Annotated in this window: 20 protein-coding genes and 1 pseudogene; 7 read left to right on the forward strand and 14 right to left on the reverse strand. The window is 64.9% G+C overall.

The features are described from left to right. Window positions 1–282: 282 nt before the first annotated feature. Complete coding sequence (locus HU772_RS20740; protein WP_186658913.1) at window positions 283–2,433, reverse strand: DUF1631 domain-containing protein; 2,151 nt, start codon at window positions 2,431–2,433, stop codon at window positions 283–285. Between the two features lie 244 nt (window positions 2,434–2,677). Between HU772_RS20740 and nadC the strand changes: the two genes are divergently transcribed. After that, window positions 2,678–3,526, forward strand: a complete 849-nt coding sequence (nadC, locus tag HU772_RS20745) for a carboxylating nicotinate-nucleotide diphosphorylase (RefSeq protein ID WP_186658915.1) — start codon at window positions 2,678–2,680, stop codon at window positions 3,524–3,526. A 232-nt stretch (window positions 3,527–3,758) separates the two neighbouring features. On the opposite strand, the gene trxB is transcribed toward nadC, so the two are convergent. Then, window positions 3,759–4,715 (reverse strand): thioredoxin-disulfide reductase, encoded by a 957-nt coding sequence (gene trxB, locus HU772_RS20750; protein ID WP_050703773.1) that lies wholly within the window; start codon window positions 4,713–4,715, stop codon window positions 3,759–3,761. Between the two features lie 327 nt (window positions 4,716–5,042). Between trxB and cysZ the strand changes: the two genes are divergently transcribed. Then, window positions 5,043–5,771, forward strand: a complete 729-nt coding sequence (cysZ, locus tag HU772_RS20755) for a sulfate transporter CysZ (protein WP_186658918.1) — start codon at window positions 5,043–5,045, stop codon at window positions 5,769–5,771. 144 nt (window positions 5,772–5,915) lie between these two features. On the opposite strand, the gene HU772_RS25340 is transcribed toward cysZ, so the two are convergent. Continuing rightward, complete coding sequence (locus HU772_RS25340) at window positions 5,916–6,347, reverse strand: methyl-accepting chemotaxis protein (protein WP_371923703.1); 432 nt, start codon at window positions 6,345–6,347, stop codon at window positions 5,916–5,918. Window positions 6,348–6,509: 162 nt separating this feature from the next. Next, window positions 6,510–7,355, reverse strand: a pseudogene (locus HU772_RS25345) (PAS domain-containing protein); the annotation flags it as partial. Window positions 7,356–7,399: 44 nt separating this feature from the next. Here HU772_RS25345 and HU772_RS20765 point away from each other — a divergent pair. Further along, complete coding sequence (locus HU772_RS20765) at window positions 7,400–8,608, forward strand: glycosyltransferase family 4 protein (protein WP_186658923.1); 1,209 nt, start codon at window positions 7,400–7,402, stop codon at window positions 8,606–8,608. On the opposite strand, the gene HU772_RS20770 is transcribed toward HU772_RS20765, so the two are convergent. The 3 genes from HU772_RS20770 to HU772_RS20780 all read right to left on the reverse strand — a co-directional run bounded on the left by HU772_RS20770 (window position 8,577) and on the right by HU772_RS20780 (window position 10,920). Further along, the gene (locus tag HU772_RS20770) at window positions 8,577–9,680 is read right to left on the reverse strand and encodes an NADH:flavin oxidoreductase (RefSeq protein ID WP_186658926.1); all 1,104 of its coding nucleotides are present in this window, start codon (window positions 9,678–9,680) and stop codon (window positions 8,577–8,579) included. The genes HU772_RS20765 and HU772_RS20770 overlap by 32 nt on opposite strands. A gap of 125 nt (window positions 9,681–9,805) precedes the next feature. Further along, a complete protein-coding gene (locus HU772_RS20775; RefSeq protein ID WP_186658928.1) occupies window positions 9,806–10,288 on the reverse strand; it encodes a glutathione peroxidase in 483 nt (160 codons plus the stop codon). Between the two features lie 146 nt (window positions 10,289–10,434). Further along, window positions 10,435–10,920, reverse strand: a complete 486-nt coding sequence (locus HU772_RS20780; RefSeq protein ID WP_050706853.1) for an FKBP-type peptidyl-prolyl cis-trans isomerase — start codon at window positions 10,918–10,920, stop codon at window positions 10,435–10,437. Between the two features lie 14 nt (window positions 10,921–10,934). Between HU772_RS20780 and HU772_RS20785 the strand changes: the two genes are divergently transcribed. The 4 genes from HU772_RS20785 (at window position 10,935) to HU772_RS20800 (ending at window position 16,797) form a co-directional block, all read left to right on the forward strand. Beyond that, complete coding sequence (locus HU772_RS20785) at window positions 10,935–11,222, forward strand: DUF3565 domain-containing protein (RefSeq protein WP_186658930.1); 288 nt, start codon at window positions 10,935–10,937, stop codon at window positions 11,220–11,222. Between the two features lie 32 nt (window positions 11,223–11,254). Further along, window positions 11,255–13,357: a phosphate acetyltransferase gene (gene pta, locus HU772_RS20790; RefSeq protein ID WP_186658932.1), complete on the forward strand. Its 2,103-nt coding sequence runs from the start codon at window positions 11,255–11,257 to the stop codon at window positions 13,355–13,357. Window positions 13,358–13,688: 331 nt separating this feature from the next. Continuing rightward, window positions 13,689–15,695, forward strand: a complete 2,007-nt coding sequence (lodA, locus tag HU772_RS20795; protein ID WP_189664962.1) for a CTQ-dependent lysine 6-oxidase LodA — start codon at window positions 13,689–13,691, stop codon at window positions 15,693–15,695. Then, window positions 15,685–16,797 (forward strand): FAD-dependent oxidoreductase, encoded by a 1,113-nt coding sequence (locus HU772_RS20800; RefSeq protein WP_186658936.1) that lies wholly within the window; start codon window positions 15,685–15,687, stop codon window positions 16,795–16,797. The genes lodA and HU772_RS20800 overlap by 11 nt, the downstream gene beginning before the upstream one ends. 131 nt (window positions 16,798–16,928) lie before the next feature. Here the strand turns inward: HU772_RS20800 and HU772_RS20805 are convergent, their stop codons facing one another. The 7 genes from HU772_RS20805 to HU772_RS20835 form a co-directional block, all read right to left on the reverse strand. Next, a complete protein-coding gene (locus tag HU772_RS20805) occupies window positions 16,929–17,648 on the reverse strand; it encodes a YiaD family glycine zipper/OmpA-like lipoprotein (RefSeq protein WP_134690053.1) in 720 nt (239 codons plus the stop codon). A gap of 95 nt (window positions 17,649–17,743) precedes the next feature. Further along, window positions 17,744–18,388 (reverse strand): MBL fold metallo-hydrolase, encoded by a 645-nt coding sequence (locus tag HU772_RS20810; protein WP_186658939.1) that lies wholly within the window; start codon window positions 18,386–18,388, stop codon window positions 17,744–17,746. Window positions 18,389–18,402: 14 nt separating this feature from the next. Then, entirely contained in the window at window positions 18,403–18,750 is a 348-nt protein-coding gene (locus HU772_RS20815; RefSeq protein ID WP_186658941.1) for a type II toxin-antitoxin system ChpB family toxin, read from the reverse strand. Beyond that, window positions 18,747–19,025 (reverse strand): AbrB/MazE/SpoVT family DNA-binding domain-containing protein, encoded by a 279-nt coding sequence (locus tag HU772_RS20820; RefSeq protein ID WP_202885379.1) that lies wholly within the window; start codon window positions 19,023–19,025, stop codon window positions 18,747–18,749. Before HU772_RS20820 ends, HU772_RS20815 begins: the two co-directional genes overlap by 4 nt. 159 nt (window positions 19,026–19,184) lie before the next feature. After that, window positions 19,185–19,877 (reverse strand): sensor histidine kinase, encoded by a 693-nt coding sequence (locus HU772_RS20825; RefSeq protein ID WP_186658946.1) that lies wholly within the window; start codon window positions 19,875–19,877, stop codon window positions 19,185–19,187. Further along, window positions 19,874–21,481, reverse strand: coding sequence for a tetratricopeptide repeat-containing response regulator (locus HU772_RS20830; protein WP_186658949.1), 1,608 nt, complete (start codon window positions 21,479–21,481; stop codon window positions 19,874–19,876). The genes HU772_RS20825 and HU772_RS20830 overlap by 4 nt, the downstream gene beginning before the upstream one ends. Window positions 21,482–21,631: 150 nt before the next feature. Beyond that, complete coding sequence (locus HU772_RS20835; protein ID WP_186658962.1) at window positions 21,632–24,349, reverse strand: winged helix-turn-helix domain-containing protein; 2,718 nt, start codon at window positions 24,347–24,349, stop codon at window positions 21,632–21,634. Window positions 24,350–24,541 lie beyond the last annotated feature (192 nt).

Below are 24,541 nucleotides of genomic sequence, written 5' to 3' on the forward strand. Positions count from 1 at the left end.
GCGGTCAGTATGCCGTGCCTGTAACGCCGGTGCATGTAAATGATTGTGTGGAAAACTTAGCGCTGCGTGGCTTGCTTCGTGGTGCCTGGCACCGGCTTCGCCGGTGTTCGGGGCGGTGCGGCGGTCCGATAAACCCGCTCCCACAGGGATCGAGCTGGATTCAACCATGCCCTATTGCCTGTGGAGTTCAGCTGGGCTCACGCCATGCCCTATACCTGTGGGAGCGGGTTTACCCGCGAAGCAAACGACGCGGTGTGTCGGCGCGCAGTAGTGTCCTCGGCATCAGCGGGCCTGCTGCAGGCGCAACTGTTCGAGCACGGCATCCAGCGCGCGCTCGAACAACAAACCGTCATCGAGCAAGCGCACCTCGCCCCGACGCAAGGCCACCGCCAGCCCATGGCGGCTCCACTCACGCACCTTCAGCCCAGTACGGTTGGCGAATACGAAGCGGTCATGGCTGTCGATGCGCGCCACCAGCTTGCAGCGCAGCGGCTCGTCATCATCCATCACCTCGACCCAGGAGCCCAGGCGCAGGCGCTCTACCTGACGCAGGGCCGGCTCCTGATCATCCACTGGCGAGCAGGGTACATGGGTCGACTCGTCGGCGATGGCCAACACGATGTCATCCTCCACCCGCACCTCGGCCAGGGCCTGTTCAGGCTCGAGCACGCCGCCACAGGCGCGCAGGTGCAGTTTCTCCAGTTGCAGGAAGAAGTCGCGAGTGGCCGTCGAGTCCAGCGCCACGCCGGCCAAGCCCTCGCGCAACGCCTTGAGCAGCCCTGGCACCTGCTCCAGCAGACGGGCCGGATCGGCGGTCGGCACCAGGCTGCCCAGCAAGCCATCCATCGTCGCCACGCCTTGCGCCCAAGCCTGCGAATCTTCGCCCTGCTTCAACCAGGCCAGCAGCAGTACCTGACTCCAGGCCTGCACCAGCATCTGCACCACCACCTGCGGCAATACCTGGCCGCGCAGGCGCAGGTTCAGCACCTGCTGCACCCGTTCACGGGCCAGCAAGGTACGCGCCCGACCTTCCTCGGCGTCACGGGTGCGCTGCTCGAGCAGCTCGTTGCGACGGCGTTCGTCCTGGCTGAACGACAGAAACTCATCGAGCAGTTCGCTGAACAACCCGCAGTCTTCGGAAAAATCATTGAGCAGGCGCTGGACGATCCGCTCGACCCGCAGGTGCAGGCTGTCACGCTGCTCGTCGCCCTCGCTGTCCCAGCCGATCGCCACCGCGGCGATTTCGTTGAGCAGGCGGCGCGCCGGATGGCTGCCCCGGCTCAGCAGCCCCTTGTCGATCAGGGCCACCTTCAGCAGCGGGATATGCAGGCGCCCGATCAGCGCGCGCAGGCTCGCCGGCAGGTTGTCGTCGGCCTGGATGAAGGCGAACAGCAGCTCGACCAGGTTGATCATGTCCTCGTCGGCGGTGGCAATGCGTCGGCGCGTGCCGCTGCGCACGCTGACGCGCAACAGCAGTTGTTCGAGCTGCTGGCCGAGCTTGAAGTCGTCGGGCTCGCCAGGCGCCGGCACATAGTGCTGCAGATGGGTCAGCAGACGCAGCAGGTCGTCGGTGCTGATCGGCTGGGCCGCGCGGGTCGTTTGCAAGCGCGGCGCAACGCGACCGCGACTGGGTTCGAGCAGCGCCTGCAACGAGCAGAAAAAGGCCTGGCCGGCGCTGTCGGCGTCCGATTCGTGCAAGGCGGAACTACTCGGCGCACGCCGGGCAATATGCCGGCGGTCCTCGGCACGGCGCCGCGGCGCCGGCATCAACTCCGGCAAAACGCCAGCACTGGCCAGCAACAGATTGGCCTCGCCATAGAGCAGGTCGAGGTCACGCAGGACATAACGCTCGAACAGCTTGAGCAGCACCAGCTTGACGTTTGGCCCCACGCCCAGGTCGCGTCCGGCCTGCAGGAAGAAACCACACAGGCTGCCAGGCCCCAAGGGATTGCGTGGCAGTTCGATGGTCAGCTCGAGCAAGGTTTCGAAACGCAGGCTCAACTGTTCGAGCAGGAAGCCGTCGCGGGACAGCACACGGTCGACCATGGCCTGCACCGCCACCGAGCGCTCCAGCGCCGGGTCTTGCTGCGCCAATTGGGCGCTGACCAGCGACGCGAGGGCATCGCATTGGCCAATGCGGGCGAAGGCATCATAGAAGGTATCGAGAAACCCACGCTCGATGCTCTTGCGCTTGAGCCGTACGTCGCGCATGGCTTCGAAATACAGGTTTTGGTCGAGGCGGCCACTGGCCTTGTCGGCCATTTCAAAGAGGGTGTCGTCAGCGTTGTCGAACAACGCCTGCAGACCTTGGCGCAATTGCAGGGCGGCCTTGTCACGCACCTGCAGGAGCAACACTGGAAGGCATGGAGAGGGTGCCCGGGCACCTCGGTCGAGGGTGGTTGCCAGGGGCACCACCTTGCCTTCTTTGTGCATCCCGGACTCCTTGCTGGATGTTACGTTGCGCCATTGGCGTAAAATCGTCAAAGCTATGACGCCAAATACAAGGCGCCATTATCAGGGAAAACGTTGACAGCTGCCAGCGCGCATTCGCACGCCCCCAACTGACCCCGCATTCGGGCAAATGCTCACCCGCCCCGACCAAAGGTCGTTGGCTCAGCGGCTGTACACACCGGCCCCCTGCCCTATAATCGCCGGCACCTAGCTTGTGGAGCCGACCATGCCGAACCTACGCCTCGCCGACCTGACTGCCGAAATCGAAGCCAACGTGCGCCGCGCGTTGCTCGAGGACATCGGCAGCGGCGACATCACCGCCCAGCTGATCCCGGCCGAGCGCCTGGCCAAGGCGACCATCATCACCCGCGAGGACTGCGTGATCGCCGGCACCGCCTGGGTGGATGCGGTATTCCGCCAGCTCGACCCGCGGGTCGCGGTGCACTGGCAGGTGGCGGACGGCGAGCGGGCCACGGCCAACCAGGCGCTGTTCCACCTCGAAGGGCCGGCGCGCTCGCTGCTCAGCGGCGAACGCTCGGCACTGAACTTCCTGCAGATGCTCTCGGGCGTGGCCACCCGCGCGCGCTTTCTGGCCGACCTGGTCGAAGGCACCCAAGTGCGCCTGCTCGATACCCGCAAGACCTTGCCCGGCCTGCGCCTGGCCCAGAAGTACGCCGTGACCTGCGGCGGCTGCCACAACCACCGCATTGGCCTGTACGACGCCTTCCTGATCAAGGAAAACCACATCGCCGCCAGCGGTGGCGTGGCCGAGGCCGTGGCGGCGGCGCACCGCATCGCCCCGGGCAAGCCGGTGGAAATCGAAGTGGAGAGCCTGGATGAGCTGCGCCAGGCGCTGGCGGCGGGCGCCGATATCGTCATGCTCGACGAGCTGACCCTGGACGAGATGCGCGAAGCGGTGCGGATCAATGCCGGCAAGGCCAAGCTCGAGGCCAGCGGCGGGGTGAACGAGACCACGTTGCGGGTGATCGCCGAGACCGGCGTGGACTACATCTCCATTGGTGCGATGACCAAGGATGTGAAGGCAGTGGACCTGTCGATGCGCTTGAGCCTTTAAGGGATCTGGCGCTTGTACTGGCCTCTTCGCGGGCAAGCCCGCTCCCACAGGGATCGCGCTAGCTTTAGCAGTTGAGCAAGACAGTTGCTCCCACAGGGACTCCGCCGACCTCAGGGCATGCACCACACCTGTGGGAGCGGGCTTGCCCGCGAAGAGGCAAGCACAGGTACAGCAAGGTTCCAGGCATGAAAAAACCGGCCAGTGGCCGGTTTTTTCATGCTGCGGTACAGACTCAGGCGTTGGCCAGGCCGTCCAGGTAGCGCTCGACGTCCAGGGCCGCCATGCAGCCCGCACCGGCCGAGGTGATTGCCTGGCGGTAGACATGGTCGGCCACGTCGCCGGCGGCGAACACGCCCTCGACGTTGGTGGCGGTGGCATTGCCTTCACGGCCGCCGTGAACCACCAGGTAGCCGTCCTTGAGGGTCAGCTGGCCTTCGAACAGCGAGGTGTTCGGGGTGTGGCCGATGGCGATGAACACGCCGTCGACCTTGATCTCGTCGAAGCTGCCATCGTTGTTCTTCAGGCGCGCGCCGGTCACGCCCATGTTGTCACCCAGCACTTCGTCCAGGGTGGCATTGAGCTTGAGCTCGATCTTGCCTTCGGCGACACGGGCGTGCAGCTTGTCGATCAGGATCTTCTCGGCACGGAAGGTATCGCGGCGGTGCACCAGGGTCACCTTGCTGGCGATGTTGGCCAGGTACAGCGCTTCTTCCACGGCGGTGTTGCCGCCGCCGACCACGGCGACCGGCTTGTTGCGGTAGAAGAAACCGTCGCAGGTGGCGCAGGCCGACACGCCCTTGCCCATGAAGGTCTCTTCCGACGGCAGGCCCAGGTAGCGAGCGCTGGCACCAGTGGCGACGATCAGCGCGTCGCAGGTGTAGGTGCCGCTGTCACCCTGCAGGGTGAACGGCTTGTTGGCCAGGTCAACGGCGTTGATGTGGTCGAAGACGATCTCGGTCTCGAAACGCTCGGCGTGCTCCTGCATGCGTTGCATCAGGGCCGGGCCGGTCAGGCCATGGGGATCGCCCGGCCAGTTGTCGACTTCGGTGGTGGTGGTCAGCTGGCCGCCGGCCTGCATGCCGGTGATCAGCAGCGGCTTGAGGTTGGCGCGGGCGGCATAGACCGCGGCGCTGTAACCGGCAGGGCCGGAACCGAGAATGATGACGCGCGAATGACGTACTTCAGACATGTCGAACTCCTGTCGAGCGGGCCGCACGGGGCCGGCATCGGGGTACCGGCTGCGCCAGCTGGAATTAAAACGGACCCACGCAGCACTTGGGGAAGGCTACAACGCGTTGGCCCAAAACCGAAAAAGATGAGCGCACTGTAGCGAGGCCGCAGAGATTAAGGAAATATCCTTCGACAATCCACCTTATAGACAGTCTCTATGTTTGGAATAAATCGATAGGGATTGTGCAGCCGCTTTGTTACAGGCCGTTTCCGCCAAGTGCCGTGCCTTTCGTCGCCGCGCCAAACTCGGTAAGGTCAGCGCGTTTTCCTTTTGTGGAGCATTCCGATGCAAGCCCCTGTCCTTTCCGGCCCACAGTACCTGCGCGAAGGCCTGAAACTGATCCTCAGCCCGAGCCTGCGGTTGTTCGTGCTGCTGCCCCTGGCGGTCAACCTGCTGCTGTTCGGCGGGCTGATCTACTTCGCCGGACATCAGTTCAGCCTGTGGGTCGATGCGCTGATGCCCACCCTGCCCGACTGGCTGAGCTTCCTCACCTATATCCTCTGGCCGTTGTTCGTGGCGCTGGTGGTGCTGATGGTGTTCTTCACCTTCACCTTGCTGGCCAACGTCATCGCCGCGCCGTTCAACGGCTTCCTCGCCGAAAAGGTCGAGGTGGTGGTACGTGGCCAGGACACCTTCCCGCCGTTCAGCTGGGCTGAGCTGGCGGCCATGGTGCCGCGCACCTTCAGCCGCGAAATGCGCAAGCTGGGCTACTTCCTGCCACGGGCCATCGGCCTGTTCATCCTGTCGTTCATCCCGGTGGTCAACGTGGTCGCCGCGCCGCTGTGGCTGGTGTTCGGTATCTGGATGATGGCGATCCAGTACATCGACTACCCGGCGGACAACAACAAGATGAGCTGGCAGGACATGCTCGCCTGGCTGCGGCAGAAGCGCTGGCAGTCCATGGGCTTTGGCGGGATCACCTACCTGGCGCTGCTGATTCCGGGGGTCAACGTGCTGATGATGCCGGCGGCGGTGGCCGGGGCGACGTTGTTCTGGGTGCGTGAACGCACCTGAGCCCCCATAAACCTGTAGGAGCGGCCTTGTGTCGCGAAAGGGCCGCAAAGCGGCCCCGGCGATATCAGCTTGATGCACGAATCCTGGGGGCGCTTCGCCCCCCTTTCGCGACACAAGGCTCCTACACAAGCGGTGTCAAGCCGGTCAGTGACTCAGCTGGCTGGAAAACTGCCCCACCGCATCCACCACCTTCTTCGCCCCTTCCTGGATCTCCACGATCACCCCGCCGGTATCGGCGGCCAGGGCCAAGCCTTGCTCGGCCTGGCGCTTGCTGGTGTCGATGATATCCACCGCGGCCTGGGCCAGCTGCTCGTTCTGCTGCACCACCTTGGCGATCTCCTCGGTGGCGCTGCTGGTGCGCGAGGCGAGCTGGCGCACTTCGTCGGCGACCACGGCGAAGCCCCGGCCCTGCTCGCCGGCGCGGGCGGCCTCGATGGCGGCGTTGAGCGCCAGCAGGTTGGTCTGCCCGGCGATGTCACTGATGGTCTTGATGATCGCACCGATCACCTTCGACTGCTTGTCCAGCGCCTGGATGCCATCGGCGGCGTCCTGCATCGAACCTTCCAGGCCACGCATCACCTCGACGGTCTGGGTCACCACGTCAGTGGCCTTGCGCGCACTGCTGTCGGTCTCCAGCGAGGTGGTGTAGGCGATGTCCGCGGCTTGGGCCACGGCCAGTTCCTGATTGACCTGGTCGGTGATCACCGTGGCGAACTTGACGACTTTGTACAGCACGTCATGGGCATCGATGATCGGGTTGTACGAGGCTTCCAGCCACACCACGCGGCCATGGGCGTCGATGCGCTTAAAGCGGTCGGCGACGAACTCGCCACGGCGCAGCCTGTCCCAGAATGCCTGGTAGGCCGTCGAATTGGCTTCTTCCGGCTCACAGAACATGCGGTGGGGTTTGCCACGCACCTGGTCGAGGCTGTAGCCCATGGTCTGCAGGAAGCGATCGTTGGCGGTCAGCACCTGGCCGTCGAGGTTGAACTCGATCACCGCGGTGGAGCGCATCAGCGCCTTGATCAGGCTCTCATGCTCGCGGGACGTCTCGATGGTGCGGGTCAGGTCGCTGGAGTGCAGGGAGAAATACTTGATCCGCCCTTCGCTGTTCTTCACCGGCTGCAGGATCGAGCGCAGCCAGGCCTCCTCGCCGTTGCCGCGCAACAGGCGAAACGCGCCGTTGAGGTGCTCGCCACGGGTAATGGCCTGCTTCATGCGCTGGTAGAAGTCGAGCTTCTTCACGTGGGACGGGACGATGTCCTCGATATTGCGGCCGATCAGCTGCTCGGCGCGGTAGAGCATCTCAGTCTCGAAGTTGCCGTTGACCGACTCGATGCGCCCCTGGGGGTCGAGCTGGAGGACCAGCATCTCGCTGTCCAGGCTGTTCTTGACCTGCTCGATGGACATCAACTCTTCGCGCAGTTGCTGGATTTCTTGCTTCAGTTTGCTGTTGAACATGGCCGCTCTCCCGGAGCGTATTCCTGTAGTCGAATGCAACTGCATCGGCTGCCTGCGGCGAGTTCTTGAGTGCTTTGCAAGGAAATATTCAAACGGGTGAAAGTGCCGAAAATCAGGCGTCATATCCCCGTCACACGGGCGTCACATGGCGGCAGGACACTTTTCCCATGAGCACACCGTCCTTGCGTATCACCCTGGTCAGCGAAACCTTCCCACCCGAGATCAACGGCGTGGCCAACACCCTTGGTCGCTTGAGCGACGGGCTGCGTCAACGCGGCCATCAGGTGGAGCTGATCCGCCCGCGCCAGGCTGCCGACACGACGCCGGACAACCCTGACCAATTGCTGCTGTGCCGCGGCTGGCCGCTGCCCGGCTACCCCGGCTTGCAGTGGGGCGAGGTGTCGATGCACAAACTGTGGCGGCGCTGGCGTCGGCAGCGCCCGGATGTGCTGTACATCGCCACCGAGGGCCCGCTAGGGCTGAGCGCCCTGCGCGCCGCCCGGCGCCTCGGGGTGGCGGTGGTCAGTGGTTTCCACACCAATTTCCCGCAGTACTCCGGCCAATACGGCCTGGGCCTGCTGTCGCGGCTGCTCACCCATTACCTGCGCTGGTTCCACCGGCGTACCGCGATCACCCTGGTGCCCAGCGCCAGCCAGCGCCTGGAGCTGGAGCGTCGCGGCTTCGAACGCCTGGGGCTGATGGCCCGCGGCGTCGATGCCACGCTGTTCAACCCGGCGCGGCGCAGCCAGGCCCTGCGGGAGCAGTGGGGGTTGGCGGCGGATGACATCGCCGTGCTGCACGTCGGCCGCCTGGCGGCGGAAAAAAACCTGGCCCTGCTGCGCCCCTGCATGGCGGCCCTGCACGACAGTTATCCACACAAACGCCTGCGCCTGGTGATTGTCGGCGACGGTCCGGCGCGCGCCCAGCTTGAACAACAACTACCCGAGGCGGTGTTCTGTGGCGCGCAGCGTGGCGAGGTGCTGGCCGAGCACTTCGCCAGCGGCGACCTGTTCCTGTTCCCGAGCCTGACCGAGACCTTCGGCAATGTGGTGCTCGAAGCCCTCGCCTCGGGCCTGGCGGTGGTCGCCTATGACGAGGCCGCCGCGGCCCAGCATATTCGCCATGGCCACAGCGGCGCCTTGGCCATGCCAGGCGATCAGGCGGCGTTCATCGATGCCGCCTGCTGGTTGCTGGAAGAGCAGGAAACCCTGCGCCGGGTGCGTCTGAACGCCCGTCAGCACGCCAGCCGCCAAGGCTGGCCGGCAATCATCGAGCAGTTCGAGGGCTACCTGTACAACGCCTGCCGGGGCGGGCACCCGGTGGATGCACCGGCGCCGCTGCTGATCAAGCCAGAGTCGTCAACGCCTCGCGGCTGAACGGCAACACATCGGCTTCGCGGCCATCACGCACCTTCTGCGCCCACTGTGCATCCACCAGCAATGCCCGGCCCACGGCCACCAGGTCGAATTCCTGGTCTTGCAGGCGGCGCAGCAAACCTTCCAGACTGGCCGGCTTGGCCACCTTGTCGGTATCGACCATGAACTGCAGGAACTCGCCGTCCAGGCCCACGCTGCCCACGGTGATGGTCGGTTTGCCGGTAAGCTGGCGCGTCCAGCCGGCTAGGTTCAGCGCGCTGCCATCGAACTCGGGCTCCCAGAAACGCCGGGTGGAGCAATGGAAGATATCCACACCCGCCTCGCTCAGCGGCTTGAGGAACGCGGCCAACGCCTCGGGGGTTTGCACCAGGCGCGCACTGTAGTCCTGCTGCTTCCATTGCGAGAAGCGGAAGATGATCGGGAAGTCCGGCCCGACTGCGGCGCGCACCGCCTGGATCAGCTCGATGGCAAAGCGTGAACGCCCGGCCAGGTCCCCGCCGTATTCGTCGTCGCGGCGATTGCTGGCCTCCCAGAAGAACTGGTCGATCAGGTAGCCATGGGCGCCATGGATCTCCACGCCGTCCATGCCGATGGCCTGGGCATCGCGCGCGGCCTGGGCGAAGGCCGCGATGACCTCGCGGATATCCGCGTGGCTCATACCCTGCACCAGTACCTTGCCGTCCTTCTCCTTGCCGCTCGGGCCGTGGCCCGGCACGCTGCCATCAGGCTCGGTGCCCAGGCGCCGCACACTGCCCACATGCCACAGCTGCGGCACGATGCGCCCGCCTTCGGCGTGCACCGCCTCGACCACGCGCTGCCAGCCGGCCAAGGCGTCCCCGCCATGGAAACGCGGCACGTTGGGGTAGCCATTGGCGGCCTTGTGCCCGACCGTGGTGCCTTCAGTGATGATCAGGCCGACACCGGCGGCGGCGCGGCGACGGTAGTACTCGACCACAGCGTCATGGGGCACGCCGCCCGGGCAGAAGGTGCGGGTCATCGGCGCCATGACCACACGGCTCGGCAGTTCGAGGCGACCTAGACGGAAAGGCTGGAACAGAGGGTTGCTGGACATGCGGCGCTCCCGACTCGGTGAGGAAATGCGCCTGAGCTTAGGGCCCGTCGAAGGGTGGGCACAGCATTATTGATTGCAGTGATCGAAGGGTATCGCCGATGGGCCGCGGTGCGGCCCTCGGCGGATCAGGCCAGGGCCTTCTCGATGGCCTGGACCACGGTCGGATCGTCCGGCGCGGTACGCGGTGCGAAACGCGCCAGTACCCGGCCATCCTTGCCGACCAGGAACTTCTCGAAGTTCCAGGTGATGTCGCCGGGGAACTCGGCGCCCTCGCCTGCCAGCAAGCGGTACAGCGCATGGCGTTGCGGGCCATTGACCTCGAGCTTGGCGCCCAGCGGGAAGCTCACCCCATAGTTGAGGCTGCAGAAGTCCTGGATGTCTTTTTCGCTGCCCGGCTCCTGGCCGGCAAACTGGTTGCACGGCAACCCAAGCACGTTGAAACCCTGGCCCTTGAACTGCTGGTGCAGTTTCTCCAGCGACGCGTATTGCGGCGTCAGGCCACACTTGGAGGCGACATTGACCACCAGCACCACCTGGCCCTTGAACGGGGCAAGGGGCAGGTCCTCGCCGTTCAGCGCCTTCAACGTCAGGTCGTGAAATGCACTCATGATGAAATCCCCTCTCAGGTTGCCGATTGTCGCTGGGGCGAATCCCGCCCACTAAAAAGGCGCGCGGCCAAACCGTCCACCCTCCCGAGGAGGGCAAGTCCGGCTTGCCCGAGCGCCTGGCGACTCTCTGAGCTTAGCGCAGAAAATCAGTGGTGATGACCACCTTCGCCGTGGATGTGACGGTGGGCGATTTCTTCTTCGCTGGCGTCACGCACGTCGACCACCTTGACCTTGAAGTTCAGGCGCTGGCCGGCCAGCGGGTGGTTGCCGTCGACGGTCACGTCGTCGCCGTCGATGTCGCGGATGGTGACGATCTGCATCTGGCCATCCGGCGCCGAGGCGTGGAACTGCATGCCGACTTCCAGTTGGTCGACGCCTTCGAACATGCTGCGGTTCAGGGTGCTGACCAGCTCGGCCGAGTACTCGCCGTAGGCCTCTTCCGGCTCGATGGCCACGGTCAGTTCGTCACCGGCCTGTTTGCCTTCCAGGGCTTTTTCCAGGCCCGGGATGATGTTGGCGGCACCGTGCAGGTAGACCAGCGGCGCACCACCGGCGGAGCTGTCGATGACCTCACCTGCGTCGTTGGTGAGGGTATAGTCGATGGAGACAGCCTTGTTGGCGGCGATCAGCATGGGGGCGAGACCTTTTGCAAAAGAATGTAGAGCGCACCAGTGTAACCAACGCATCGCGTGATTGCGAACGCGGCTCCGACAATGCACGGCCCATCAGTCGGATCGTCGGCTTTCACCAGGACGAAGAAGGCCACTGGGTGGTCGCGTTGTCGTGCGGGCATACCCAGCACCTGCGCCACCAACCACCCTGGCAGGCCCGCCCCTGGGTGCTCGACGCCGAGCAGCGCGCCCAGCGGGTCGGCCAGGCCTTCGCCTGCGGCTGGTGCGCTCAGGGTGCGGTTAGCGATACCCTTGGCCGCTGAATTCCTTGCACCGCTTATTTCGAGAAGCACGCATGCAGACATTTTTCATCGCGCCGACCGACTTCGGTGTCGGCCTGACCTCCATCAGCCTGGGCCTGGTCCGCACCCTGGAACGCGCCGGGCTCAAGGTCGGCTTCTTCAAGCCGATCGCCCAGCCGCACCCCGGCGACACCGGCCCGGAACGCTCCAGCGAACTGGTTGCCCGCACCCATGGCATCAAGCCACCCACGCCGCTGAGCCTGACCCATGTCGAGCGCATGCTCGGTGATGGCCAGCTCGACGAACTGCTCGAACAGATCATCCGCCTGTACCAGCAAGCCTGCGTCGGCAAGGACGTGGTGGTGGTCGAGGGCATGGTGCCGACCCGCCACGCCAGCTATGCCGCGCGGGTCAACCTGCACCTGGCCAAGAGCCTTGATGCCGAGGTGATCCTGGTGTCGGCGCCGGAAAACGAAGTGCTCAGCGAGTTGTCCGGCCGCGTCGAGCTGCAGGCCCAGCTGTTCGGCGGCCCGCGCGACCCGAAGGTGCTCGGGGTGATCCTCAACAAGGTGCGCACCGAGGAAAGCATGGCCGAATTCGCCACGCGCCTGCGCGAGCACTCGCCGCTGCTGCGCGGCAACGATTTCCGCCTGCTCGGCTGCATTCCCTACCAAGCCGACCTGAACGCCCCGCGCACCCGTGACGTGGCCGAACTGCTCGGTGCCCAGGTGCTCAACGCCGGTGACTACGATCAGCGGCGCATGAACAAGATCATCATCTGCGCCCGCACCGTGGCCAACACCGTGCCGCTGCTCACCTCCGGCACCCTGGTGGTGACTCCGGGCGATCGCGACGACATCATCCTCGCCGTGTGCATGGCGGCGATCAACGGCGTGCCCCTGGCCGGGCTGCTGCTGACCAGCGACAGCAAGCCCGACCCGCGCATCCTCGAGCTGTGCCGTGGCGCCCTGCAGGCCGGCCTGCCGATCCTCTCGGTAAGCACCGGCTCCTACGACACAGCCAACCAGCTCAATTCGCTTAACCGCGAGATCCCGGTGGACGACCGCGAACGCGCCGAGTTCATCACCGACTTCGTCGCCAGCCACCTGGACGCCGCCTGGCTGCACCAGCGCTGCGGCACGCCACGCGAGCTGCGCCTGTCGCCAGCGGTATTCCGCTACCAGCTGATCCAGCGCGCCCAGCAGGCCAACAAGCGCATCGTGCTGCCTGAGGGCGCGCAGCCGCTGCTGGTGCAGGCCGCCGCCCTGTGCCAGGCCCGCGGCATCGCCCGCTGTGTGCTGCTGGCCAAGCCCGAGGAGGTCGAGGCGGTAGCCCGGGCCCAGGGCATCAGCCTGCCGCCGGACCTCGAAGTGCTCGACCCGGAGCTGATTCGCGGCCGCTACGTCGAGCCGATGGTCGACCTGCGCAAGAGCAAGAACCTCAATGCGCCGATGGCCGAGCAACAGCTCGAAGACCCGGTGGTGATCGGCACCATGATGCTCGCCCTGGGCGAGGTCGATGGCCTGGTCTCGGGCCTGGTGCATTCCACCGCCAATACCATTCGCCCGGCCCTGCAGCTGATCAAGACCGCGCCGGGCAGCAGCCTGGTGTCCTCGGTGTTCTTCATGCTGTTCCCCGACCAGGTGCTGGTCTACGGCGACTGCGTGATGAACCCGCACCCCAGCGCCGCGGAACTGGCCGAGATCGCCCGGCAGAGCGCGGAGTCGGCCGAGTCGTTCGGCATCGCCGCGCGGGTGGCGATGCTCAGCTACTCCAGCGATTCGGCGGCCAGCGACGAGGAAGTGGAAAAGGTCCGCGCAGCCACGCGCCTGGCCCAGCAGGCCGAGCACGACCTGCTGATCGACGGGCCGCTGCAATATGACGCCGCCGCCAACCCGGAGATCGCTCGGCAACTGGCACCCTCGAGCCCGGTGGCCGGACGTGCCACGGTCTTCGTGTTCCCCGACCTGAACACCGGCAACACCACCCACAAAGCGGTGCAGCGCAGCGCCGACTGCGTCAGCCTCGGGCCGATGCTGCAAGGGCTGCGCAAGCCGGTCAACGACTTGCCGCGCGGGGCGCAGGTCGAGGACATCGTCCATACCATCGCGCTGACCGCGATCCAGGCCCACCAAGGCGAAAAAACTTCCGCCTAGCGACACCGTCCCGGCCCCGGCCGGGACGTCGCATCACCCCTCGTCGGCGGCCCGACCAACGTCATTTGACTTCCCCTTGGCCAGGGCTAGCGTTCAATGCTGTCAGGATGAAATCACAGCAGGCGTCAAGGAAGCGCAGCGTTCGATCATGCCTGTGACGAACGCGCGAGCATTGCATCCGCCCTCCGCCATTCCCCTGCCATTGATCCCGTCCTCTACTCGCCCTTCCCGGTTCGACCGGGCGGGACGCACCGGCTTGCGTCACCTCGCAAGGCCCAGGCGATCGGGCGTGATCGCGCAGTGAAGGAAAGGCACGACAAGGAGAGTGGTCATGAAATACGTCATAGGCCCCAGCATAGGGGTTGCACGTGTGGGTAACAGCGAGACGGGCTTCTATCTCGCCCCGGAAAAAATCGGCGGCCGACCGCTGGAATGCGATGGGTATGGCAACCAGACGCTCGACCCGCAGCAGCAACCGGTGTACGTCACCCGCTACAAGGATGCCAACGGCAGCGTCAAACGCCAGGCCGCGCGCTTCTGTATCTTCGCCGTGGACGACAACGGCAAGGCCACCGAGCTCACCCTCGACAGCCCTGGTGTCGAGTCCATGACCTGGTCGGTGCACCTGGCCAACAAAAAGGCCATCTGGTACAACTTCGCCGAACTGGAAGGCAACCTGCTGCTGGGTGCGCACAACAGTTACAAGCAACGGCACGTCTCGCTGCGCAACGACAGCGTTACCGACGAGGCCGATCGGCAGAAACTGATCATCGACCCGGGCCCTTACCAGCTGTCCGGCCGTCAGGGCAAGGTCGAGCTGTCGCGGGACAACACCAGCAACGACTACCGCTTCCGCTCGTTCCCGGCACGCGCCACCCAGGGCCAGCAGATCAACACGCTGGGGACCCTGCGCACCGACGCCAAGGGGCGCCTGCTGGTGCTCGGCGGCCATGGCCACGCCGGGGGCAACGAACCGATCAGCAGCTTTGCCGGCGCCGATACCTGGCATGACGATGTGTCCGACGGCCCCGTCACCTGCACCCTCAAGCTGGCCAACCAGCCCGAGCAGACCCTCACCGCCTGGTGCATCGTCGGTTCGCCGAAATTCGCCCCAGAGCTGGAGAACATCGTCACCCTCGACGACCTGGCTTTCGATGTCGCCGTGCGCGAGCTCAACCTGCTGCCCGAGCTGTACCGCGACGGCCAGTACCAGAAGAGCTACATCGCCAACTACGAACGTGACATCGAACCGATCCTGCGCCGCCCCGCCGGCTATCGCTGGGTCGCCGCCATTCCGTCGCTCAACAGCTTCTCGCCGCCACCGTTCGATGCCAAGGACAACACCCAGGCCAACCAGGGCAAGCGCCAGGATTATTTCTCGCTGTTCCGCAACCCAGGCAGCAATGGCTTCACCGACGGCGCCCAGGCACAGTTGTTCGACCAGAAATCCGGGATCCCCTTGATGCCCCTGAACTCGGGTTCGAACTCGGTCAGCAACGACCTGCTGGACAAGTTCCTCACCCTGACCCGAACCCAATACTTCCTGCTGGGACAATGGGCGGCAGGCCAGTTCACCGTGGAACCGCCCAAGCCGCTGCCGGGGGTCAGTGCGCTGGACCAGGCCAGTATCGGCAACTGCGTGGGCGGCCCACTGTGCCCGGGCATCGAGGTGACCTGGAGCCTCTATAGCCCCTCGCTCTACGCCAAGCCATACCAGATCAGGCACCGTCACGACAGCGACTACTACTATGCCCACGGCCTGAGCACCACCGAGAACGAGACCGATCCGGAAGGCCCGTTCCAAGGCTGCGAGCCGGGCGACCTGACCAAGCGCATGGCCATTCCATGGCAGGCCGACTTCTACCAGTGCACGGTGCAGAACGTGAACTTCACCGACCCGGCGGTCAACAAGGAAGACAGCGTACCGAAGGCGCCGTCCTACTACGCCTACTGGTGGCCACCACAAAGCCCGTGGAACGTCATCCCCGCCGACATGACCGCCGCCGCCCAACAGGCTTCGGGGATTTCCGCCGGCATGCAGTCGATCTACAGCCGCGGCATCAACGGCTACACCGAGATGATCCAGGCCTGGCACTACCTGGGCTTCATCACCAATGAAGCCCAGGGACCGCTGCGCGACCTGTACCCGTATTTCGTCGAGACCGAGCGCAACAACGACCGCTTCGTGGCGGCCAGCTTTGCCATCGGCCCGGCCGAGTATGTGTTGAATGGCGCCAGCGGCAACTTCTTCAACACCTGGTACCTCAAGCCGGACGAGAAACTGCCGAGCATCGATGCGCGGCAAGTGGTCACCGCGCGAGGGCATCTTGTTCGCTGAACAACCGAGGACCGTGGATGTGGTAGTCGTCGGGGGAGGGCCGGCCGGTAGCGCGGCCGCCCTCACCCTGCGGCGCCACGGCGGTCACTCGGTGATGCTATTGGAACAACGCGAATATGCCCGGGAGAAAGTCGGGGAAACCCTGTCGCCCAGCGTCTTGCCGCTGCTCGACTACCTCGGCGTGGGCGAGCATTTCCGCCAGGCCGGCTTCAGTCCGTCGTTCGCCTTCACTGCCGCCTGGGGCGACAGCGAGGTGCGTGCCCGGGACTTCCTGTTCACCGGTCGCGGGCATGGTTGGCACCTGGACCGCACGCGTTTCGATGCCGGGCTGGCCAACGCCGCCCGCAGCATGGGCGCACAACTGCTGACCGGCGTGCGGGTACGCGAGGTGGTGCGCGAGGGCGATACCTGGCGGTTGCGGGTCGATGGCCTGGAGGGTGCGCCAGAGGTGCACTGCCGCTACCTGATCGACGCCACCGGGCGCAGCGCCTGGCTGGCCCGGGCAATAGGCGCCAGCCGTCTGCAGCAGGACCGCCTGGTGGGTATTTCGGCGTACTACGCTGCCAGCGCCAGTGTTGTCGAAGGATGCTCGCTGGTCGAGGCCGTCGCCTCAGGCTGGTGGTACAGCGCTCCGGTGCCGGATGGACGGTTGATCAGCGTATTGATGACCGACGCCGACCTGCTCCAGGCCTCGCACGACGACCGGGAATACTTCTGGTCCACGGCGCTCGCCCAGGCGCCCAACACCCGTGCCCGCCTGGGCGAACGGCCGATGGCGGGCAACCTGCGCGTCTGGCCGGCTCACTCGCAGCATCTCGAGCCCTGTTGCGGCAGTGGCTGGGCGGCGGCCGGCGACGCCGTGGCGGCGTTCGACCCGCTGTCGTCGATGGGCATCGGCTATGCCTTGAGCACCGGCATCCAGAGCGCCCGGCTGGCCGCCATCAGCCTCGCCGACACCAGCCACGAGGCCGAGCAGTGCCAGGCCTACCGCAACGACATACAGCGCCACGTCATGGAGTACCAGGCGCTGAAACGTGGGTATTACAAGGTCGAGTCGCGCTACGCCGACCAACCCTTCTGGAAACGCCGCCACGTCGCGTAACCGCGACTCAGGCCCATTCGCGGGCAAGCCCGCTCCCACAGGCTTCGAGCGCACGTACCTGGGGGAGCGGGCTTGCCCGCGAATGGGCTGCAAGGCAGCCCCAATTGAAGACTCTTCGCTAGACCAACGACTCAGGGGTACTGCTGCACGGTGCCTTGCTGGTCATACTGCTGGCCGGGGATCGGCTTGAGGTTGACCTCGACTCGACGGTTCTGCGCACGGCCATTGGCATCGGCGTTGCTGGCGATCGGCTGGTCCGGGCCCATGCCGCGCACGCTGACCCGCGACGGGTCGACACCCTGGGAGGTCAGGTAGGTGCTGACCGCCTGGGCACGGCGCTGCGACAGGTCCATGTTGTGCTGGCGGCTGCCGGTGCTGTCGGTGAAGCCGACCACTTCGATGGTGTTCTGGTTGAACTGCTTGAACGAACCGGCCAGGTTGTTCAGCGGCGCATAGAAGCTTGGAGAGATATTCGCCGAGTCAGTGGCGAAGGTGATGTTGCCCGGCATGATCAGCTTGATCTGGTCGCCCTGGCGCTGCACCTCGACACCGGTGTTGGCCATCTTCGCGCGCAGCTCGGCTTCCTGCTTGTCGGCGTAGTAGCCGTAGCCTGCGGCGGCGGCCCCCACCGCGGCAGCACCGATCAGCGCGCCCTTGCCACGGTTGTTGTGGTCGATGGCGGCACCGGCGATGGCCCCGGCCAACGCGCCCAGGCCACCATACTTGGCGGTCTTGCTCATCCCTGTGGAGCCCTGCGCCTGGCCCTGGCTGTCGTAGGGGTTGGGGCTGGCACAACCAGACATCAGGGCAGCGGCGGTAGCGACGATAATCAGACGACGCATGGTGAACATGGACAAGCTCCTACTGAAATTCATTAGTGCAACGGATCACATACGGATCTATGCCAGCCTTGGATTACAGCGCAGCAGAAAAATTCCATGAAACCTCAGGCACGCACGAAGGGGTTCTCGCGCATTTCATCGCCGAGGCGGGTTTCCGGACCATGGCCGGTCACCACGATGGCCTCTTCATCCAGGCGGTACAGCCGCTCCTTGATGGAACGAACGATAGCCCGTTGATCGCCACCCCACAAATCGGTGCGGCCGACGCCACGGCGGAACAGGGTATCGCCGGCGATCAGCAGCTTGTGTTCGGCGAACCAGAAACTCATCGAGCCGGGAGTGTGTCCCGGTGTGTGCAGGGCCACGCCGCAGCCACAGGCCAGTTCCTCGTCATCGCTCAGCCAGCGGTCTGGCGACGGCACCGGCGTGTAGGGCATGCCGAACATCTGGCACTGCATCTCGAGGTTGTCCCACAGCGGCTGGTCGGCCTTGTGCAGGTGCAGCGTGGCGCCGGTCAGTGCCTTGAGCTTGCCCGAGGCGAGGAAATGGTCGAAATGGGCATGGGTGTGGATGATGCTCACCAGGGTCAGTCCATGGTGCTGCAAGCGAGCGAGGATCTTTTGTTCGTCACCGCCTGGGTCGACGACGATGGCCTTCTTGCTCAGCGGATCGCCGATCAGGGTGCAGTTGCACTGCAAGGGGCCGACGGGGAAGGTTTCGCGGATGAGCGCTGTCGCAGGATTTGCCATGGAGGGATAACCAATTACTCGAATAGTGTTTGAACGCGGGCCAGCGCATCCAGGACGACAGCTTCGGGAACAGACTCGATACGCTTGGCGTTTCTCGCCTCCAGATCGACGATGCGTATCTGATTGCATAGCATGACGCCTTGCGTCTGCGTACCGGCACCGCTTAGCGTCACTGCGAAACCCGCGTGCCGCGCAAAGTCCCCGCCCTGAGAGATCGGCGCGATCACCGCAAGCCCGCTAATGTTGAACGTGTTAGGCGTCAGAACCAACGCAGGTCGCGCTGCGCCCTGCTGCTCCCAACCGACCGTAGGGTCCAGATTGCCCCTGACGATGTCCCCTCTGGCGAACTTGGCACGCCTCACATTTCACGTCCAACCGGACGCAGGGTATTCCAGGCGGCCATGTCCTCTGGTTCTGGCGCGTTCAGATCACATTGCGCCATCAGCTCTTCAAGCGTGTATTTAGGCTTCGCCCTGACAGGCTTGAGCACCATGCTTTCGCCAGCCGTGTCCAGACTCAGTGTTGACCCTACTTCAAGACGCATCTGCTTGAGGACTGTGGAGGGAATTCGAATAGCGGCGCTGTTTCCCCACTGCTGAATCTTGATCTGCATAAGTATCTCCCACGGTAGATACATAGTAGAAACCCTCCCAGCGATAGCAAGTGAAATGTAGAGACCAGGTATCTACACTGCCACCCCTCCAGCGCCCAAGAAAGACCACTTGATGCCAACGGGAAATGCCTTACTTGACCTTGGGAAGCGATCCCTGTTTGGCGACAAAGGACAACATCGTCATCAAGGCAGGTACAGGCGGAACAACCCGCCCCCCAACGCTCCGCCGTTGGCAATCTCGATCCGCCCACGCACGCCGTTGCGCTCGTGCAAGGCGGCGATTCGCGCCGCGAAGTACAGGCCCAGCCCGGTGCTGCCGCTCTGCGAATCGATACCCTGCACATAGTCATGCTGACGTTCGAGCATGCGCTGTGGATAACCGGTGCCGTCGTCGTTGACGCTGATCACCATCTGCTCGCCTTCCTCCTCGATGCTGATCAGCAGGGCGTGGCCAGCATAGCGGATGGCATTGGTCAGCACATTGGCCACCACCGAGGCGACCAGTTCGCGGTCGAAGAAGCCCAGCGGGCTTTGCGTCTCGATACGCCAGGTGGCGAGGATGTCGCGGTGCTTGATCACATCTTCCTGGGCCGCCAGCTGAGCCTCGATGAAGTCGTCCAGCTCGTGGTAGTCCGGGCAGATCGGCAGCTGGTTGACCCCCAGCTTGTACAACCCCAGCAACTGCACGAGCATGCCGTTCAGGTGGCTGAGCTCATGCTCCACCACGCCCTGTTCGGTACCGCCACGCAACTCCTCGGGCAGGCGCGCCAGCCATTGGCTGTGGGCATGGGTCAGGGCCGCCAAAGAGTTCTTCAGGTCATGCACGGTGGAGGCGATCACCGTGGAAAAATCCAGCCCCTGGTTGTCCTGGTTCATGCGCCGAACACCCGGATGTGCAGTTTGCGGTAGCGATCGTAGCGGCTGTCGCTGGTCGGGATACCCGCCACGCTGGTGAGGCAGTCGCGGCATTCCTGCATCAGCGTCGGCGGTGGCGTTTCACCTCCGATGCGCAACAACGCCTGGGCCGTGTTCAGGGCGATGCTGATGTTCTTCGGTTGCAGCGACAGGGCCTTGCGGAACATCCCCAGCGCCTCGTTGAGCTGGCCGCCCTGGTAGCTGCGCACGCCCTGACGGTTGAGGTCCACGGCCTCGGTCACAGCGCCGAGCACCGCCGGGTCGTCAGTGAGCTTGGCCACGCTCTGCATGACCTTGGGATCGTCGCCGTAGGTCTCCACGCAGCCTTTGAGAATCGAGGTGCCCGCAGAGTCCTGCCCCAGCTGCTGCAATTGCTTGGCCACGGTCAGCGCGGCTTCGACCGAGAAGAACTGGTCCATCTTTTCCAGGCGCTGCATGGCCTGCTCGGTGAGCTTGGCCGCGGTGTCCGGATCGCCGGCCTGCTGCAGGCTGGCGGCTTTCATCAGCCGCGCGCGCACCTGCAGCCCCTGGTCCTCGACGTTTTCCTTGGCCACTTCACTGAGCACGGTGTTGATCTCGACCCGGGTCCGGGCATCGAGGCCGTTGCCGGCATTCTTGTTCATCAACGCCTGGACCAGGCCCAGGTTGCTTTCGGCATCCTTGTAGCGCGAACTCTGCCCCTGGTTCACCGCATGGCGGTAGGCCTTGGACGCACTCTCGAAGTCGGCATTGTCCAGCGCCAGCTTGCCCAGCGCGGCTTGACGGCGCACGGCCAGCGGCGACAGGCGCACGGCTTCCTCGAGCATGTGCTGTGCGCGCTTGCCCTCGCCCTGGGCCACCAGCACTTCGGCCATGCCGTCGTACAGGTTGGGCATGATCGGAAAAGCCTTCAGGGCCTGTTCGTAGACCCCTTGGGCCTGGGCATTCTGCCCGCGCTTGTGCAACAGGCTGCCCAACGCCGCATATACCCAGGGTTGCGGCCGGCTGGCGAGGATGTTCTGGAGGAACTTCTCCAGTTCGTCGAAGCGGTTGAGGTCGCGCAGGGCATCGGCGCGATAACGCAGGCACAGCGGCGCGAAACGCGGGTCTTTCTTGCACAGCTCGGCGCAGGCGGCGAGCACTTCGGCCGGGCGGCCGCGGTCCAGGGCCTGGAGAATCGGCTTGAGCAGCGTCTTGCGCTGGGTCAGCTTCTCGAGGCGCTGGGCAAGACCGACGCGGTTGAAAGGTTTGGTCAGGTAGGCGTCGGGTTCATGCTCGATGGCGCTGAGCACGATGGCCTGGCTGCTTTCAGCCGTGACCATGATGAACACGCACTCATGGCTGATCAGCTTGTCGATGATCAGGTCTTCGAGCACCTGCTGGCCGTTCTTCTTGCCATCGCCCAGGTGAAAGTCCTGGAGGATGAAGTCGTAGCGCTTCTGCCCGCACATGCGCAGCGCCTGTTCGCCACTGTCGGCCGTGTCAACGTCGCGTACGCCCAACTCACGGAGCATGGACCGGGTCGAGGTACGAAAGTCGGTGTAGTCGTCGACGATCAGAAAGCTTTTTTGCCCGTACTGCAGCATCAATACGACCTGTACTGGAAAAGAGGGAAAATGGCGCGAAGCGATACATGCCGCCGAGACCTTTATCGGCAGCGCTGCAGAAAAGATGAGTCCACCACGACAGCACCGAACAATGGCTCAATGCCACTATTTTATAGCCCCAGGCGCCTTTCAGGCCAGCAGGCCGAGCGACTTGGCCTTGGCGACCGCCTGGGTGCGGCGCTCGACCCCCAGCTTGCTGTTGATATGGCTGGCGTGGGTCTTGACGGTGTGCAGCGAGATGAACAACTGCTCGCTGATCTGTTGGTTGGAGCAGCCCTGGGCGATCAGGGCCAGTACCGCCAACTCTCGGCCGCTCAGGGCTTCGGCAATGGCGGCGCTGCTGACGATCGTCTCGGGCAGGCGCGCCAGCAGATCTGCCTGCACGGCACAGGCGCTGCGCCCTGCCAGTTGTTCGCGCAACCACTGCGGGTGCTCGTCCAATAGTCGCTGGAAGGCTTGCTGGGCGCCACCCTGGGCGGCCTCCAGCGCTTGGGCCAGCAGCTTCGCAGCCTCGGCTTCCCGCCCTTGCTCCAGCAACAATCCAATCAACTGGCACAAGGCACTGACCACCAGCGTCATCCCGCTGCTGGCCTGCCCACGCTCGACCAAGGCGCGCAGGCGCGCCTCGGCGGCGTCCGGGCGCTCAAGCACCCGCTCCAGCAAGGCCTGCTGCAATTCAATGTGCAGCGGCAGCAACGGGTGGAATTCCGGGGCCGCCGCAGGCTGCTCGCCGCCATAGGTCTGGCCGAGCCGCGTCAGCCAGGATTCGGCCAGGTCGGTTCGCCCCTGGGCCAGCCACAGCTCGCATTTCACCAGAGTGATCATCGCTAGATAGAAGATGGGCGGGACATCCCAGATATGCATCAGCCGCTCGGCTTCGGCCAGTTCCGCAAAGGCCTCGGCGAAACGCCCCTCGCGCCCGTCGAGCGAGGCGATCACGCAGTGGCCGATCAACACGCTGATATCACGGCAACTGCGCGCCTCGCTCAGGCCCGCCCGCAAACGCGCGCGCCCCGCCCCAGCCTGCAGGCGCGCAGCCAGCAGGTAGCCTTCGTACAGTGTGAGGCGGGCCCGCACGGCATACAGGCGCTGGCCTGAGAGCCCTTGCAGACGCTGCAAGCCCTGGCGCACTTCCTCCATCGCCCGCAAGACTTCACCACGGGCGTGCAGCACCCTGGCCCGGTCGTAGTGGGCCAGCGCCTCGAACAAGGGGTTGCCCACCCGCTGAGCGAGTTCCAGCGCCTCACGGTTCCAGCCACGCGCGCGCCAGAAATCGCCATCGGCAATGGCCAGGTTCGACAATGTCGAGAGGCACACCAGGCGCTGCCCATAACGCTTGCACGGCAGGCTCTGCAACGCCTCGCCACAATAAGCCAGCGTCCGCGCGCGATCACCACGGCCGCGGGCGATCACCCCGCTCAAGGCCAGCCACTGGGCCAGCATCGACTTCTGCGCGGTGGCCGAGGGCGCTGGCAAGAAGCGGCTCAGGTGGGCCGACAGCTCTTCGGCGGCATCGAGCTGGCAAGCCAGGCCCAATGCCCAGCTATAAAGCACGATCAGTCGTGGGGTGCTGATCAGTAGGCTGTCGGGCAGGTCCATCTTCCAGCGCAGCAGCATGCCGACGTTCTGTTCCGCCAGCAGTTGTTCCTCCGACAGGCTCTGCACCAGGTCCGCCGCCACATCCAGATGGCCGGCGCGCAGCGCTTGTTCAACGGCCTCGTCGAGCAGACCCTGGCCTTCGAACCAACGACAGGCCCGCAGGTGCAGCCCTGCGAGCGGCTCGCTGGCCTGACGGCTGCGCAACAGATCGGAGAACAAGTGGTGATACCGGAACCAGGTGCCATGCTCGTCCAGCGGCACCAGGAACACCTGGTGAGCCTGCAGGTAGCGCAGCACCTCGGCGCTGTCATGGCGCTCACGCAGGGCATCGCACAGCTCGGCGCAGAATCGCTCCTGGCAGGCGGTGTCGTAGAGGAAGGCCTGCACCGCTGCCGGCAGGATCTCGATCACCTCCTCCAGCAGGTAGTCGCGGATCAACCCCTCCCCGCCATGCAAGGCCTGGGGCAAGGCGTTGTCCTCGCCTGACTCGCTGGCGGCCAGCTGCCAGAAACGCAGGCCAGCCACCCAACCGTCGCTGCGCTGGATCAGGTTGTCGAGGGCCTGGCCACGCAAGCCGGTCGGCTGCCGGCCAATCACCGCCAGGGCTTCGTCCGGGGTCAGGCGCAGGTCTTGCTCGTTGAGTTCCACCAACTGCCGCGACAGCCGCAGGCGAGCCAGGTGCCAGTCGGGGCGCTGACGGCTGGTGACCAGCAGCACCAGCCCAGGCGGCAAGTGATTGAGGAAGAATTGCAGGCAACGGTCGAGCACCGGCCCCTGGGCCAGGTGGTAGTCATCGAGCACCAGCATCAGCGGCGTGTCGGCTTGCAGATAGAGCGCCAGTTCATCGAGCAGGCCATCGAGCCATTCCTCGAAGGCGAACGGCTGGTGGCGCTGGCGCATCTTCAACAGGCCCAGGGCCTGCCCGCCCAAGGCCGGGCAGAATTGCTGCAGGCCCTCGAGCAGGCGCTCGAGAAAGCGACCAGGGTCGGCATCGCGCTGGCTCAGGCCGAGCCACAGGCTACGCCAATGGTTGGGCAGCGCCTGGCAGAACTCGATGGCCAGCGAGCTCTTGCCGAACCCTGCCGGGGCATTCACCAGCAACAGACGCCCCGTCAACCCGCTGTGCAAGCGCTGGCACAGGCGTGCTCGGGGAACGTGCGCCTCCGGCAAAGGCGGCCGGAAGAAACGCCCGTCCAACAGGCCCAGGGCCTGGCTGGCAACTCCATGGGTACGGGACAAGTCTGTCATGGCCGGCTCGTTCTGATTGGAGTAATGCGGCGATATGCAATGTTGCGAGACTAGCGGCAAACGCCGCGTAATTGAAGATGATGGAAACCCATTGCGCCAAAAAGACTACAACAAAAAGAAACAACACTGACGCAAGCCTCGCGCCAGAACAGAAACGCCCCGGCAAGCCGGGGCGTTCTGGGGGATCACACG

The organism is Pseudomonas xantholysinigenes (genome assembly GCF_014268885.2).
GTDB classification, from domain to species: domain Bacteria; phylum Pseudomonadota; class Gammaproteobacteria; order Pseudomonadales; family Pseudomonadaceae; genus Aquipseudomonas; species Aquipseudomonas xantholysinigenes.

What these genes read in the sequence shown, in the direction of transcription:
- HU772_RS20740 (WP_186658913.1), bottom strand. Translation starts at nt 2,433, where the DNA reads ATGCACAAAGAAGGCAAGGTGGTGCCCCTGGCAACCACCCTCGACCGA.
- nadC (WP_186658915.1), top strand. Translation starts at nt 2,678, where the DNA reads ATGCCGAACCTACGCCTCGCCGACCTGACTGCCGAAATCGAAGCCAAC.
- trxB (WP_050703773.1), bottom strand. Translation starts at nt 4,715, where the DNA reads ATGTCTGAAGTACGTCATTCGCGCGTCATCATTCTCGGTTCCGGCCCT.
- cysZ (WP_186658918.1), top strand. Translation starts at nt 5,043, where the DNA reads ATGCAAGCCCCTGTCCTTTCCGGCCCACAGTACCTGCGCGAAGGCCTG.
- HU772_RS25340 (WP_371923703.1), bottom strand. Translation starts at nt 6,347, where the DNA reads ATGCGTGGCCTGGAAGGTTCGATGCAGGACGCCGCCGATGGCATCCAG.
- HU772_RS20765 (WP_186658923.1), top strand. Translation starts at nt 7,400, where the DNA reads ATGAGCACACCGTCCTTGCGTATCACCCTGGTCAGCGAAACCTTCCCA.
- HU772_RS20770 (WP_186658926.1), bottom strand. Translation starts at nt 9,680, where the DNA reads ATGTCCAGCAACCCTCTGTTCCAGCCTTTCCGTCTAGGTCGCCTCGAA.
- HU772_RS20775 (WP_186658928.1), bottom strand. Translation starts at nt 10,288, where the DNA reads ATGAGTGCATTTCACGACCTGACGTTGAAGGCGCTGAACGGCGAGGAC.
- HU772_RS20780 (WP_050706853.1), bottom strand. Translation starts at nt 10,920, where the DNA reads ATGCTGATCGCCGCCAACAAGGCTGTCTCCATCGACTATACCCTCACC.
- pta (WP_186658932.1), top strand. Translation starts at nt 11,255, where the DNA reads ATGCAGACATTTTTCATCGCGCCGACCGACTTCGGTGTCGGCCTGACC.
- lodA (WP_189664962.1), top strand. Translation starts at nt 13,689, where the DNA reads ATGAAATACGTCATAGGCCCCAGCATAGGGGTTGCACGTGTGGGTAAC.
- HU772_RS20805 (WP_134690053.1), bottom strand. Translation starts at nt 17,648, where the DNA reads ATGTTCACCATGCGTCGTCTGATTATCGTCGCTACCGCCGCTGCCCTG.
- HU772_RS20810 (WP_186658939.1), bottom strand. Translation starts at nt 18,388, where the DNA reads ATGGCAAATCCTGCGACAGCGCTCATCCGCGAAACCTTCCCCGTCGGC.
- HU772_RS20820 (WP_202885379.1), bottom strand. Translation starts at nt 19,025, where the DNA reads ATGTATCTACCGTGGGAGATACTTATGCAGATCAAGATTCAGCAGTGG.
- HU772_RS20825 (WP_186658946.1), bottom strand. Translation starts at nt 19,877, where the DNA reads ATGAACCAGGACAACCAGGGGCTGGATTTTTCCACGGTGATCGCCTCC.
- HU772_RS20830 (WP_186658949.1), bottom strand. Translation starts at nt 21,481, where the DNA reads ATGCTGCAGTACGGGCAAAAAAGCTTTCTGATCGTCGACGACTACACC.
- HU772_RS20835 (WP_186658962.1), bottom strand. Translation starts at nt 24,349, where the DNA reads ATGACAGACTTGTCCCGTACCCATGGAGTTGCCAGCCAGGCCCTGGGC.